The organism is Desulfosporosinus sp. (assembly GCF_014237355.1).
In the GTDB taxonomy this organism is placed as follows: Bacteria; Bacillota; Desulfitobacteriia; order Desulfitobacteriales; family Desulfitobacteriaceae; genus Desulfosporosinus.
Genome location: NZ_JABZFS010000089.1, coordinates 14,912 through 29,083, shown reverse-complemented (window position 1 = coordinate 29,083; position 14,172 = coordinate 14,912). Strand labels below are relative to the sequence as shown.

The following is a 14,172-nucleotide window of genomic DNA, read 5'->3' as shown; positions in this document are numbered from 1 at the left end:
GTCTTTGTTTAGCATGAGGGTTAAGTTTTATTATTTCAAGATGAAAGCGATCAGTTTGTGGCCAAATTCCGATCAGTTTTGGTGTCCAAAAACCGATCAGTTTATCTTACCATTCACAGTAATTTATTGTAATCTAAAATATAGATTGAATTATGCATTTTTTTAATTACATTTTCTTGAGAAAGCTTTTTCATGATTCGGGAAACAGTGACTTTATGGATATCGAGAAACGTTGCCATATCAGTAAATTTAATATGCTTGGAAAGGATATATTCATTATTTTTTTTTTCGTTAAAATTAAGATGGAAAGCTCAGTGGTCAAGTTGGGGAAGAGGAAATTGAAGTGAAGATTGACGAGAGTCTTTTGGATCTTTAATCTATGAGAAAAAAGGAGCGACTCAGAATAATTACTGAGACGCTCCTTTTTTACTAGAATAAATATATGTCCGAAATAGAGTGAAAAATAGTTTGATTTTACAGTGTAATAACATCTAGATCATCGGGAACGTACAGGTTTCCGTCGTAATAGTTCTTTCCTTCGGCAGTATAAAGAGCTTTTCGCTGAGTTAAATTGGTGTCTTCGGTGTGCCATAGTATAAGATTTTTAATATTAAGGTGAGCGGCAAGTTCACAAGCATCTTTGACGGTGCTGTGATGTTTCTGATAGGGTTTGAATTTTTCACGGTCACGATAGAGACAAAAGGACTCGCTTAAAAGCCAATCACTATTTAAAGCATAGTTCTCACATAATGGGTTATAGGGTTCATCTCCTAAAAAGGTAAGTAGTTTTGCGTTACTTAGTTTGGTGGTGAAGCCAAACTGTTTTGCCTTAGTGGAGTGGATGTCAAAGAAAGTAAAATCCTGACCTAAGATTTTTTCCGTTTGCCCATCATTTACAGGGATGAGGATAATTCGACTTCCGATTAAGTCCGTTAAGTTTTTATCAAGTGTTGAACCTACAAGTGTTTTGATATTGTACATTAGCTCCATATGGCAGTAAACTTTTAGGGTCTCGCTATATTGACCTAAAAGCATTGACGATGCGATCATTCTTATAATCCATACCATCCCGAGTAGGTGGTCAGAATGCTTATGGCTTACGAACACGTGATGAATCTTGTGGATAGGAATTCCTGCCTTTTATAAAGCAACTAATATGCCATTACCACCACCAGCATCTACTAATATATACTTATTTTTCTTAGTTGAAAGGGCAAAACACGTGTTATAGCACTTGGTTACAGCAGCATGGCCTGTTCCTAATGCAATTAGATGATTCATTGATCTTCACTCCCAAACTTAATAAGCCCGACTCCGATGAATTATCGAAATCAGACTTATTATTGATGATTTAAATCTTCTATCTTTCTTCTAGACAGGAGTCATTTCAACACTGGCTTTTTATCTTATTTACTATACATAAAGATATATTTGTTATATAATAAGAAATGGATGAATTTTACCATTTTACCCCATACTTCTTACTAATATTTTATCACAAACAGTGTGGAAATGTCAAGTGGTTTTCTCCAATTCTTTTGTTTAGGAGCGTGATCTAATGGATAGCTACCAAGAAAACTATCAAGAGGAGATTGAATATCTTAAGAAGACATTAGCCTTTATCGACGAAGAGGTGGAAAAGGAGGAGAAAAATCTAGAAGAGAAAAAGAGTGATTTAATTGCGGCCAAAAAAGATATGTATGATAACACCGTTCATAGTTCGAGTGACTTTGAGAGCCTTATCGATATTAACCTGCATCTTATGCAAGTCAATAATCATGTCTCAAGTTACGATACACGGCGTATTAAGAACCTCAAGAAAATGATAAACTCACCTTACTTTGGCAGATTTGACATTATAGAAAAGGGTTTTAATGAAAAAGAAAAGATATATATTGGACTTTACAATTTAATGGATAGAAACACTGGTCAAGTCTACGTTTATGACTGGCGTGCACCTATTTCAAGTGTGTTTTATAGGTATGAACTTGGTGAAGTAATGTATGACACTCCGGCAGGGATTAGTCGTGGAGATGTTTCTTTGAAAAGGCAATATCAAATTCGAGATTCAAAGCTGAAATACTTCTTCGATTGTAGTGTCAGGATTACTGACGAAATACTGCAGGAAGTGCTAAGTCATAATACTTCCGCCAAAATGAAAAATATTGTGGAAACGATTCAAAAGGAACAAGACGTAATTATTAGGGATAGGGATCATGAGCTCTTAATCGTACAAGGTGTAGCGGGTAGCGGCAAAACATCGATTGCTCTGCATAGAATTGCCTTTCTCCTTTATGAGGGTCTTAATTCCAATCTTCGGTCTAAGGATGTCATCATAATATCTCCTAATTCCGTTTTTAGTCACTATATTTCAAGTGTCCTCCCTGAACTGGGTGAAGAAAACGTGAGGCAGAGCATCTTTGACGATCTTGTCTTAGACGCATTTCAAGGTAGGTTTGGGGAAGAAACAAGGGATATGCAGCTTGAATCATTGATACATTCCCGAACGGAGACTGATAATGATCAAAGGCAGCAATGCATCGATTTTAAGGGGTCGAGGGTATTTAAGCAAATTCTTGACAGATTGCTATGGTATTACGCTCATCGGCTTATTGCCTTTGAGGATGTCTATTATAACGGAACAATTCTAGCGACAAGGCAACAGCTAAAAAACCGTTTTCTACACAACGAAATTGGTATTCCGATGGCCAAACAACTCAAAATAATTGAGACGATCCTTTTGAAAAAGGTTCACCCATTACAGAAGAAGAGACTTAAACGTTTAGAAAAGATAGTAGAAAAAAGTGAAGGGCATGATTTTGAAATTAAGTCCTTTAGTCGATTATTAGCCATTAAGCAAGCTGTGGCTTTTCGGGAACGAATTCAAAAGTTTACAAAGGTTGATTATGGACACTTGTATAAGCTGCTTTTCGGGAACCCTGGGCTTTTGCTCAAGTTGTCACAGGGTCTAATGCTTCCAGACAATATTGAAGAAATTATTTCAACAACCCTTCAGAATCTACGCAAGGGGCGAGTGCACTATGAAGATTACGCTCCGCTTCTTTATTTGAAGTTGAAAATTGAAGGGAATGAGGTGGTTTCTGGGATCAAACATGTGGTCATTGATGAAGCCCAGGATTACACTCCCCTGCAATATGAGGTTTTCAAGATTTTATACCACAATGCAACCTACACTGTCTTAGGAGACATTCGTCAGACGATTGAAAGAACAATAAACAGTTCATTATATGACGATATTTCTGAGATACTTAATAAAGGTAAGACGATTAAGCTGAATTTAAATAAAGGGTATAGGTCAACATGTGAAATCAACACCTTTACACAGAATCTACTTGGTGAAGGTAACCAACATCATTATTGTTCTATTGAACGGTATGGCGAGGAACCTAAGGTTATTCGCAGAGAAACATTGGAGGAGATAGACAAGTCGATCATAGAGGATATAGAAAATTATACAGAGCAAGGGTATGAATCAGTAGCCGTCATATGTAAAACTCAAGAGGAGGCAGAAAAGGTGTTTCGTCGGTTGGAAACATCGGTCCAACTAACACTAATTAAACCTCGAGGCGGGGAAATTATAAAAGGTGCACTAGTCATTCCAACGTATATGGCAAAGGGATTAGAATTTGATGTTGTGATCATTTACGATGTTAATAAGGAGAACTATGTAAGTAATTTTGATAGACAATTACTGTATATTGCCTGTACACGAGCACTCCATCGACTGGTTGTTTATTACACAGGTGATAAAAGTCCCTGGATTTAAACCGAACTAATTAGAAGGGCAGATACGGGCTTGATGACTCCATGTGCACTAGCTCCATTATAGAAGGCATTCCGTAGGGGGTGTCTTTTCTTGTATTTATTTTTTGTTTAATCCATGAATTTGATTTTGAAAAAGTGAAACACAAATGAGATTAGCCTCGTAGCAAAATAAAACAATCAGTTAAGGCATTTCCTGTGCTCAGGGATGTCTTTCTCTTTTTTAATATCCAAGTAACCCGTTATTGTTGGTGCGCCATGTAGCTGAAACCTTAAAGAAGCAATGATTTAGTCATTTAATCATTCTTCTAAATTTTTGGCATATTCTTACGGTAATAATGTAAAAGGAGGTGGATTTCCGGTTTGAACAGAAAGAAATCATAAAAAAAATGATTGAGGAGGGTACGTTTATGTTAGGTGTTCTTGGTGTACTTATCGCCATCGCAGTGATTATTTTTATGACCTATAAAGGCTGGGGTATCATTCCTGCTTCTCTAATTTGTGCTCTAATCGTTGTTCTGACAAACGACGGAGATATCTGGAAATCACTATCGGTGGATTATGTCAACGGATTCAAGTATTTTGCGGGTACTTATTTCTTAATCTTTGTTCTGGGTGCATTATTTGGTCAAGTTATGGGTGAGAGCGGAAGTGCTAACTCAATTTCTTACAAATTAATGGACAGGTTTGGCGAATCCAGAGCTATTTTAGTAGTTGCATTAGCTACCTCCATCCTTACTTACGGTGGAGTTAACCTGTTCATTGTTATTTTTACGGTCTATCCATTGGCTCTGATCCTCTTTAAGGCAGCCGATTTGCCAAAGAGACTTATCGTAGCGACTGTTGGTATTGGGGCCGGAACTTTTACCATGACAGCTATGCCAGGATCCCCTTCCATTCAAAATCTTATTCCTGCTCAAGTATTGGGAACTACTGCAACCGCAGCTCCTTTGATGGGTATTATCTGTTCCTTGTTTCTTTTCGGGGCAGGTATCTGGTATGTGCAAAGTCGGGCAAACAAAGCAAAGGCTAATGGCGAACATTTTGTACCTGGTCCTCGTGACAATATGGATAAACTATCATTGGCCGATGCCAGTGAACTGCCAGATTGGAAAGTCGCTTTCTTGCCGTTGCTAGTTGTTATCGGCGTGATTTTTTTCCTGAAGGGGAAGATGGATGCTCTTTATGGGGTCAGCATCGCTCTAGCAGTTGGTATTAGTTTGACCTATGTGCTGAACTGGAAGCGTTTTGAGAATCCGCTTAAGGCACTAAACGATGGTTGTGCAAACAGTGTCATGGCCCTTATTAATACCGCGGCTATTGTTGGTTTTGGTTTTGTAGTCCAAAACGTTCCGGCTTTCCAAGCGTTTATCAAATTTGCCTTAAATATGCAATTCAATCCTTTGGTTTCCGAAGCCATTGCTGTAAACGTTATAGCAGGTATTACCGGTTCTGCCAGTGGTGGTTTGACCATCTTCATGAAAACCATGGGTCCCGCGTTCCTTCAAACCGGGATAAGCCCCGAAGCGTTACACAGGGTCGCTTCGATAGCTTCCGGTGGTCTAGACTCCCTGCCTCATTCTGGAGCGGTTATTACATTATTGATGGTTATGGGTTTAACCCATAAAGAAGCCTATAAAGACCTAGGTGTAGTTACGGTGGTTATACCCTTGCTGGCAACAGCTTTGGCTATAATTATCGGAATATTCTTTTATTAATATCCCTGAGGCGCGCTAATTAGACGGTAAAGTGTTCGTATCAAATAAACCGTGCTAACCGTCACGCAATGGTATGAATATAAAAATCTGAAAACGAACGGGTTCAGCATATAGATGCTAAATCCGTTCGTTTTATCTAGTTGGTTCTCGGTCTAATAACTAAAGCGTCATGGAATTTAGGTGTGACTTTCATCACATCTAAAGTACCTCCGAAGTCATGGTAGAATATTCAAATATGACTTATAATAAGATTAATCTTTTAAAGAAAATAATACATATATAGGGGGAAATAGGAATGAGTATGTTTTGCTTTCAGTGCCAAGAAACGGCTAAAGGAACCGGTTGTACGGTTAGAGGGGTTTGTGGAAAACCAGAAAACGTTGCCAATTTGCAAGATCTACTTATCTACACATTAAAAGGTATTTCCATTTTTGCAGTACAAGCGCGTGGGATGGGGATTGTCCGACCGGAAATAGATAAATTTATCATGGATAGTCTCTTTACTACCATCACGAATGCAAATTTTGATAAAAACCGTTTCATAGAAAGAATTCAAGAAGGCTTAAAACTCCGCGAACAGCTGAAACAAGACATTGTCAAGGCTGGCGGAACAATTGCCCCAGAAATAAATGATGCTGCAACATGGACAGCGTCTGCCGATGAATTTGATGCTAAAGCAGCCATGGTTGGCGTATTAGCTACGGAAAATGAAGATGTACGTTCCTTACGAGAATTACTGACCTATGGTTTAAAAGGAATGGCAGCGTATGCAGAGCATGCTTATGTACTGGCTTATAAAGAAGACGAAATATTTGCCTTCCTTGAAAAAGCCCTAGCAGCTACCCTAGACGATACCCTTACTGCTGACCAACTAGTTGCCTTAGTACTAGAAGCCGGAAAACATGGCGTTGATGTCATGGCGCTTTTAGACAAAGCAAACACGACAACCTATGGTAATCCTGAACTAACAAAAGTGAATATTGGGGTTAAAAATAATCCGGCTATTCTAATAACTGGACATGATTTAAAAGATCTAGAAGAACTGCTTATTCAAACACAAGGTACAGGTGTAGATGTTTATACTCACGGCGAAATGCTCCCGGCCCACTATTATCCTACGTTCAAGAAATATGACCATTTTGTCGGTAACTATGGAAATGCGTGGTACAAACAAGACAAGGAATTCGAATCCTTCAATGGCCCGGTTTTATTGACCACCAACTGTCTAATTCCACCTAAGGATTCCTATAAAGATCGTCTTTACACAACAGGAGTTGTCGGGTTTGAAGGGGTTAAGCACATCGCTGATCGCGCAGATGGAAAAGCTAAGGATTTTTCCGCTATCATAGAACAGGCTAAGATATGTCCACCTCCTACTGAAATTGAGACTGGTGAGATCGTTGGAGGCTTTGCTCATAATCAAGTCTTAGCTCTTGCAGACAAAGTTGTAGATGCTGTTAAATCCGGAGCAATTAAACGATTCTTCGTTATGGCTGGTTGTGACGGTCGTATGAAGAGCCGTGACTATTATGCTGATTTTGCTCAAGCATTGCCTAAAGATACAATCATTCTGACAGCAGGATGCGCTAAATACAAATACAACAAGCTTAACCTAGGCGATATCGGCGGCATTCCGAGAGTTCTTGACGCAGGACAGTGTAACGATTCCTATTCCTTAGCGGTCATTGCCTTAAAACTAAAAGAAGTCTTTGGCCTGGATGATGTCAACCAACTCCCGATTTCGTATAATATCGCTTGGTATGAGCAAAAAGCTGTCATAGTGTTACTAGCCCTCTTGTATCTGGGTGTAAAAAATATTCATCTCGGACCGACGCTTCCAGCTTTCTTATCTCCAAACGTTGTGACCGTTTTGGTCAATAACTTTGGAATCGCTGGAATCACCAATGTTGAAGACGACCTAAAAATCTTCATGGCTTAATATTGGAGAGTAAAAGGAAAAGGGGATCAAGCACTAATGTGCCTTATCCCCTTAAGCTTGTTTACTAAACAATTAAGTGCGGGCTTACAGTATAGGCACTTCAAGAAGCGCAAGAATTCTAACTTCACTTTATTTCCTTTACTCGATTTAGATCTAACAACTTGGTAAAGTAAGCCAAAGCTAAACCAAATATTATATGCGCGATTAGTGTAACGATCACGCCAGTTGGCTCTTGCGGTAGTTTATCCTCTACAGTTTGGCCGAGCAATGTACCGAAAAGGCCTACCCAAACCACTAAACCGAATCCTAATCCCTTCGTCCATAAGTTCTCTGAACCAAAAAGGTAAATTATATACACAAATACCACTCCTAAAAGAGAAGTAACGGTAATGTCTGCAATAGCACCAATTAGATAAGCTAACTTATTATAAAGATACTCTTTTTGGATAAAGCGAGTAGCTACAATTTGCCAAAATACAACCTTTGTGAACCCAAGAATATATAGAACATAATTAGTAAGTAACTTTACTCCGTCGGCTAGTATGCCAATTACAACTCCTATAAAAATCTTATCCTTATACAATACGATTTCCTCCCTGAATTCTCAAAGCTTAGTGTTATTAGCGGATTATAAAAATGTTTTAATCGTAATCGTTAATAGCATGCCCAGTTCCCCAGTCTTGTTATGTAGAAAAGCGGATGTATCGACAAACAAAACCCTACTTTCGGATAATAGGAAAACCCTACTTTGGAGAGGCTCCCTAAAGACCTAGATGTTTTATAACTAAAGTATAAACCATCTAGGTCTTTTTACTATTTATGGGGGGAGAATTATGATTTCTTTGTCTTGGTTAAACCTATTTAAAAGGATTCTGGCGACCTTGATTCTAATGGCTTTGGTAATCTCTGCGTACTTGCTTTGGGCACGTCCTTATCAGCTTAATTGGGGCGCAACGGAACAAGAAATGAATCAGGTCATGCCTGGAGATCATTTAGATCCCCAGCCGGAGTTTTTCTCTACTCGGGCGATTACCATCAAGGGTACTCCGGAGGAAATCTGGCCATGGTTGCTACAGATGGGATATGGGCGAGCTGGGTATTATGGTTATGATATTATCGAAAACTTGGGGAGCCCGCTGGGAATTCACAGTGCGGACCACATCCTGCCGGAATTTCAACATTTTAAGGTTGGAGATAGCGTTCCGATTAGTTCTGTTGCTCACATGGTCTTTTATGCAATTGAACCAAACCGATACCTAATTTGGACTGGTACGGATCAAAAGGGTAGTTTTATCTGGGCATTATATCCTTTAGATGAAGACCATACCCGTTTGGTTAGTCGCATCCGCTGGTCTTTTCATTGGGCAGAGCCTAGTTTACTATCTCTTGACCTATTTACAGAATTCACCGATTATCTTGCAGTCCGTGAAATTTTACAAGGTGTCAAAGGACGGGTAGAGAATCAAATAGAGCCCATGGCAAATCAAAACACCGAGGTTGTAATTTATGTGGTTACTGCTTTAATCTTCATCGTATCATTAGTCTCATTGTTAATCCGCGGGCTTACATGGAAGAGATGGCTAACAGGATTAGCAGCAGGGGTAGTTTGGCTTGTCACTTGGTTTGCACCAGTATCGATCTGGATCGGAGTTGGGCTGGAGATCCTTGTAGTATGGAAGCTGTTCTTTCCAAAAGATTTCTTTAAAAGAAGCAAAGTAGATAAGGCAGTCAATCCAGCGTAGTCCTGTTGCCCTGGGGATGTCTGGAAGTAAATTTAAAGGTGGTGGTGAGTTATATGGAACGTTATGAGATTATAATCAAGGGCCACATTGACCAACGACGGGAAGACTGGTTTGCAGGACTTGAAATAACCTTACTTTCCGGAGGGGAAAGCCGTCTTGCTGGGGAAGTGGCGGATCAAGCCGCTTTGCATGGCATCTTAAACAGAATCAGGGATATGGGATTACAGTTGTCGTCTGTAAAACGGCAGGATTAAATCTATAAAATGTGTAATAGCGTAACTAAAATGCGGAATATTGGAGGGGAATAAATGAAATTGATTTCAACCATTATGGTTTCATTATCTAGTCTTTTGTTGCTATCTGTTTTAATTTGTGGTCTCTGGATAAGAACTCAGAAAGCCGCTCTAGCAATTCCAGAAGATGCGGTTAACTTTCACATCAATCTAGGTGTGGCCACGGTGGTTATAACTCTTTTGACCATAGGTATGCTCTTTTTCAAGTTTGTTCGTAATTGAGGCTAATATAAAAGCAGTTTCAATAATGAATTTAGCTGTCCTTAGGGACAGCTTATTTGACGTATGGTTCATGACGATTTCTTATTGGTGAGAAAATCTCACACTTTTCATTTATAATGAAGGGAAAAAGGATTGTCTTTAAGAATATTATGAAAAGGTGAGAATGACGGCAAAGGGGTTCGACAGATATGGTGGGCGTATTGCTTAAAACCAAAATTCATATACCAAAGTCTCGTCCGGGTTTAGTTGGGCGTACGAGGCTGTTAGATCGTCTTGATGAGGGACTATTAATGGATAAACCCTTTACCTTAATTTCAGCTCCCGCGGGATATGGGAAAACGACCTTGGTTACAAATTGGTTTGAGAGAATCCATCGTGCTAAGGCTTGGCTTTCACTAGATGAACATGACAATGATCCGGTGAGGTTTTTTTCTTACCTAATTGCCACTTTGCAAACAGTGGATTTAACCATGGGAAAAGAGTCCGCAAAGCTGTTATCGGAGTCCGGCATGATACCGGCACAAGCGCTAGTGGTAACACTGCTCAATGAGATACTGAAGGCCCCCAAGCCATTTATTCTTGTCTTAGATGATTTTCATGTGATAAAAAATGAATCGATTTTTCGAGCAGTCCAGGCAATCTTAGATCATCACCCACCGTTCCTACACCTATTAATGATAACCCGTGAAGATCCGGCGCTTTCCCTACCTCGTTTCCGGGTACGTAACCAAATGACAGAAATACGCATGGAAGATCTGCGCTTCGATCTGGTTGAGATGGGAGCTTTTTTTTCAACAGCTGCGGGTGTTAAGCTGAAGGATGAGGAGGTTGCGGCACTTGAAGTCCGTACGGAAGGCTGGGTTGCAGGCTTGCAATTAGCAGCGCTTTCCATCAAGGGATGGGCGTCAGAGCAAGTGAGCGAGTTCATTAAGACTTTTAGCGGCAATCATCGTTATATTATCGACTACCTAATGGAAGAGGTTATTAACCGTACTACTCCGGAGATACGCGTTTTTCTAGCCCGCACGGCTGTCTTGGATCGATTTAATGCAGAATTGGGCGATGAATTGACGGGTGAGAGTAACTCTAAAAAGATTATCGCTCGGTTAGAACAGGCTAATCTCTTTCTGATCCCTTTGGACAGTGAGTGCCGATGGTACAGGTACCATCACCTGTTTGCTCAGTTTCTTCGGACTGAATTAACCAAGTCTGAGCAAATTCACGTTCAGCAACGAGCAGCACTGTGGTTTGCCGACAATGGCTTACCGGAAGAGGGGATCAAATATGCTCTGGCAGCAGGGGTTTTTGATTTCGCCGGGGATTTGTTAAAGGCCGAAGCTCCTCGGGTATTTCAAAGGGGAGAAATAGTCACCCTCCTAGATTGGCTCAATTTGTTGCCGGTTGAGCTGGTTGATAGTAGCGTAGAATTAGCGGGCTATAAGGCTTGGTCATTATTTTTGCTGGGAAAAAGCGAAGAGGCAGTGCATTATTTGCAAAGAACGGATGAAATCAAGGCGGAAAACAGTGACCCCTTGGCAGAAGGAAGATTATTAGCACTGCGGGGTTGGATCGCTAACTATCGAGAGGATCCCCGAACTAAGGAAATTGCATTGTTGGCAATAGAGAAACTGGGTGACCAAGATCCTTTCTTCCGAGAAGTTTCGCTCATGTCTCTAGGCCACGCGCAAAGAAAAAATGACTCGATGCCAGAGTCTACGGCGACTCTATATAAGGCTTATGACACGGCCCGTACTGCCGGGCACATGTTTACCAGCCTGGGTGCTTTGCTGGATATCACCATGAATTTAGTGATTCAAGGTCGACGCAGGGAGTCAATGGGCCTGTGTAATTATGCCTTAGAGCAATATGTTGACAGCCAGGGTAAACCTCTGTTAATGACTGAACTATTATATATACCTTTAGGAATTCTTTTATATGAAGGCAATGACCTGAAGCAATCCCGGGATTACTTGGAACAAGGGATTAGAGCCAGCCACAGCATAGGATTAAACAGAATTTTAGGCGGTGATGCTGAGCAGACGCTAGCCCTTGTCTACTGGGCTTTAGGCGATTTCCAGTCGGCTTGGGATTTACTGGAGAAGGCTAAGGCTAATACGGATGCCAAAGCTTTCCCTATCATTTGGGATAGATACAAGGCCTTCGAGGCATATCTATTATTGAATCAAGGAGATTTGTCAGGGGCTCTGGCCTGGGTTGAGTCCTTAGGTCCAAAGCCAGTGGACAGCATTACCTCATTTAAAGAGATACCATATATGGTTATAGCCAGAACATTATATAGAGCCGGACGATATGATCAGGCTTGGGAGTTGTTGAAAAGACTCCGTCAGTTTGATCGAGAAAGAGAAAGATACGGCAGACTGGTTTACGTAAATATAGTTTCCTCTTTAGTTTTACAGGCTCTAGGCAGGCGGGAGGAAGCAATCAGATCTATGGAAGAAGCAGTGAATTTTGCCTCAGCAGAAGGATATATACGTCCGTTTCTAAGTGAAGGATCAGAGGTCGGAGAATTACTGATGGCCGTAAAGGCAACAAATCAAGAGTTCTTAAAAATGCTCCATCCTCCGTCAATTTCATTCTTGCCTGATTCGGGGATGATCGAAACATTAAGCCTGCGAGAATTGGAGGTTCTAAGCTTGGTAGCAGCGGGGCTTTCTAACGAAGAGATTGGCACGAAGTTGTTTATATCACTTGGCACGGTGAAGTGGCATGTCAGAAACATATTCGGCAAGTTGGATGTGGGGAGTCGCACTCAGGCAGTGGTCCGGGCTCAACAGTTAGGACTATTTAAAAAAAGTGGACCCTAACCGTTTAAAATATAAACAATTTTATATCTAGGAATTTGCATAACATCAAAACCGAGCACAACCAATTTGTTATTTTCTTGTAAAAAATCATTTAAAGCTTCTAATGGAATTCCATCTTCGTAAACAAGAACTTCTTCTATTTCTAAGGCATTCATACTTTGGATAATTGCTTGTTTAGAGACCCAATTCCCCATGCTTTGGGAAGTGGTATCAAGCCAATGTATCACCTTGGGAGTAAAATCCATTACATCCCGAACAGGGGTTTTTTGAGGATATGCAACACCATAAACCCCAGACGTCAGATTGCCAATGTCAGGGATAGTTACATAAAAACGAAGAGAATTAATTTCGGGATGATTTGTGATTAGCCCTAAATCTCTATCAGTAAGTGTTGAAACGTTGTTAGCTCCGAGGTCAACTATCTTCTTATCAAGGTTTCCCCATAACTCATTTTGTTTTTTAGCCGAATAAAACCCAAGGTCCGTAAACTGGTTTATTGTTCCGCCTGTACCGTCCAATGTAGCTTGTGTTGAATTTGGATAATAACTGAAGGCTCCTTTGTCAGGAAGGTAGTATCTCTCAAAAGTGGTTCTAACAAAGTTCTCAATTAATACCTTTGCCTCAGCTTTATCGTTCTGGGAAGCATTTTTCCATAAATATCTTGTCAGCATGGTTGTGCCTTTTCCCATTTTCAAGGACCATTCATGCCATTCATCTAAATCTTTTCCAGAAGGCATAGGTTCGGACATAACCTCAAGAGCGGTTTTGAATATCTCCCGTTTATATCGTAAAGGAAGTGATGTATAGATGTCATTGCCGCTTTTGTCAACGAATGTCTTGATAATTGAAGCTGTGTTGTTCAGATCTTTTTTCAATAATTGGCCGCTTGCTCTTGATCTTGGTCCCCAAAAGCCCATCTGAGGGTCTTGATTGGTATAAAACCATTGGAGCAGTGCTTGTTTCCATTCGAGAGAAAAATTATATAAATTGTGTTTTCCAATAACACCTTCCCCGTTGTAATAACTCAATAAGCTTCTTGCAAACACAAACGTGGTTTGTGGAAAATTGGAAGCAATCCACCCAACATTGGATACATCGTCAAGAAAGGTTTTCAATTTCTCGGGAGTGTTAATTTCATCCAAATACTTCAGAGGATACTTCAAGTGTAATGGCTGTCCGGTTTCTTCGGCCAAGGCATTGAGATGAGATAAGATATTTTCTGTAGGTTCGTTATAAGTGCAATATGGATAAGAATCGTCCATAAACGCTCCTGTCCTGGAATTTTGAAGATTTAAATAGAAATCCAATTCAGCTTCCTTGTTTATAAACTTCGGCACTTTAATAAGTCCTTCTCTTGTTTTTAATTGCTCGTGCAGTTTATCCAGCCGTGTCAGTGCCATGAAGTAATGGCCGTGATCAAGCCAGTACACCATTCCCATCATCTTGAACTCAAAATTCGCCATAAAATAGCCTTCTTCCTGAAGTTCTTTGTTCAGACGGAACAAATCTCTTATTTGTGTTTGTGCATGAAGTGTAGTAAGAAATACTGCACTAATTAAAATTGAAATAAACATCATAAGGGCCAGGATTCCTTTTTTGTGTTTCATTTTTTAACCTCCCGCAATAAATTTCGAATTTGTTCCTGGAAAC

General features: G+C 40.2%; 10 protein-coding genes and 1 pseudogene. 7 read left to right on the top strand and 4 right to left on the bottom strand.

The genetic code is table 11. The annotated features are described in order from the left end of the window. Nucleotides 1–113: 113 nt before the first annotated feature. Entirely contained in the window at nt 114–254 is a 141-nt protein-coding gene (locus HGJ98_RS22460; RefSeq protein WP_367142758.1) for a helix-turn-helix domain-containing protein, read from the bottom strand. A 220-nt stretch (nt 255–474) separates the two neighbouring features. Further along, nucleotides 475–1,281: pseudogene (locus HGJ98_RS21515) on the bottom strand (MBL fold metallo-hydrolase). A 277-nt stretch (nt 1,282–1,558) separates the two neighbouring features. On the opposite strand from HGJ98_RS21515, the gene HGJ98_RS21510 reads away from it, so the two are divergent. The 3 genes from HGJ98_RS21510 to hcp all read left to right on the top strand — a co-directional run bounded on the left by HGJ98_RS21510 (nt 1,559) and on the right by hcp (nt 7,440). Further along, nucleotides 1,559–3,787, top strand: coding sequence for a 3'-5' exonuclease (locus HGJ98_RS21510; protein WP_291353864.1), 2,229 nt, complete (start codon nt 1,559–1,561; stop codon nt 3,785–3,787). Nucleotides 3,788–4,193: 406 nt separating this feature from the next. Continuing rightward, nucleotides 4,194–5,501: a GntP family permease gene (locus HGJ98_RS21505; protein ID WP_291353862.1), complete on the top strand. Its 1,308-nt coding sequence runs from the start codon at nt 4,194–4,196 to the stop codon at nt 5,499–5,501. A 295-nt stretch (nt 5,502–5,796) separates the two neighbouring features. Beyond that, on the top strand, nt 5,797–7,440 hold the full coding sequence (hcp, locus tag HGJ98_RS21500; RefSeq protein ID WP_291353860.1) for a hydroxylamine reductase: 1,644 nt from the start codon (nt 5,797–5,799) through the stop codon (nt 7,438–7,440). 124 nt (nt 7,441–7,564) lie between these two features. On the opposite strand, the gene HGJ98_RS21495 is transcribed toward hcp, so the two are convergent. After that, entirely contained in the window at nt 7,565–8,023 is a 459-nt protein-coding gene (locus HGJ98_RS21495) for a DUF6789 family protein (protein WP_291353858.1), read from the bottom strand. Nucleotides 8,024–8,273: 250 nt separating this feature from the next. On the opposite strand from HGJ98_RS21495, the gene HGJ98_RS21490 reads away from it, so the two are divergent. The 4 genes from HGJ98_RS21490 to HGJ98_RS21475 all read left to right on the top strand — a co-directional run bounded on the left by HGJ98_RS21490 (nt 8,274) and on the right by HGJ98_RS21475 (nt 12,522). Then, entirely contained in the window at nt 8,274–9,182 is a 909-nt protein-coding gene (locus tag HGJ98_RS21490; protein ID WP_291353856.1) for a hypothetical protein, read from the top strand. A 53-nt stretch (nt 9,183–9,235) separates the two neighbouring features. Continuing rightward, nucleotides 9,236–9,436: a hypothetical protein gene (locus HGJ98_RS21485; RefSeq protein WP_291353854.1), complete on the top strand. Its 201-nt coding sequence runs from the start codon at nt 9,236–9,238 to the stop codon at nt 9,434–9,436. Nucleotides 9,437–9,490: 54 nt separating this feature from the next. Beyond that, nucleotides 9,491–9,697: a hypothetical protein gene (locus HGJ98_RS21480; protein WP_291353853.1), complete on the top strand. Its 207-nt coding sequence runs from the start codon at nt 9,491–9,493 to the stop codon at nt 9,695–9,697. A gap of 188 nt (nt 9,698–9,885) precedes the next feature. After that, on the top strand, nt 9,886–12,522 hold the full coding sequence (locus HGJ98_RS21475) for a LuxR C-terminal-related transcriptional regulator (RefSeq protein ID WP_291353851.1): 2,637 nt from the start codon (nt 9,886–9,888) through the stop codon (nt 12,520–12,522). Here the strand turns inward: HGJ98_RS21475 and HGJ98_RS21470 are convergent. Continuing rightward, entirely contained in the window at nt 12,519–14,129 is a 1,611-nt protein-coding gene (locus HGJ98_RS21470) for a hypothetical protein (RefSeq protein WP_291353849.1), read from the bottom strand. The two genes, HGJ98_RS21475 and HGJ98_RS21470, sit on opposite strands and share 4 nt — an antisense overlap. Nucleotides 14,130–14,172 lie beyond the last annotated feature (43 nt).

What these genes read in the sequence shown, in the direction of transcription:
- HGJ98_RS21510 (WP_291353864.1), top strand. Translation starts at nt 1,559, where the DNA reads ATGGATAGCTACCAAGAAAACTATCAAGAGGAGATTGAATATCTTAAG.
- HGJ98_RS21490 (WP_291353856.1), top strand. Translation starts at nt 8,274, where the DNA reads ATGATTTCTTTGTCTTGGTTAAACCTATTTAAAAGGATTCTGGCGACC.
- HGJ98_RS21485 (WP_291353854.1), top strand. Translation starts at nt 9,236, where the DNA reads ATGGAACGTTATGAGATTATAATCAAGGGCCACATTGACCAACGACGG.
- HGJ98_RS21505 (WP_291353862.1), top strand. Translation starts at nt 4,194, where the DNA reads ATGTTAGGTGTTCTTGGTGTACTTATCGCCATCGCAGTGATTATTTTT.
- HGJ98_RS21480 (WP_291353853.1), top strand. Translation starts at nt 9,491, where the DNA reads ATGAAATTGATTTCAACCATTATGGTTTCATTATCTAGTCTTTTGTTG.
- HGJ98_RS21475 (WP_291353851.1), top strand. Translation starts at nt 9,886, where the DNA reads ATGGTGGGCGTATTGCTTAAAACCAAAATTCATATACCAAAGTCTCGT.
- hcp (WP_291353860.1), top strand. Translation starts at nt 5,797, where the DNA reads ATGAGTATGTTTTGCTTTCAGTGCCAAGAAACGGCTAAAGGAACCGGT.
- HGJ98_RS21470 (WP_291353849.1), bottom strand. Translation starts at nt 14,129, where the DNA reads ATGAAACACAAAAAAGGAATCCTGGCCCTTATGATGTTTATTTCAATT.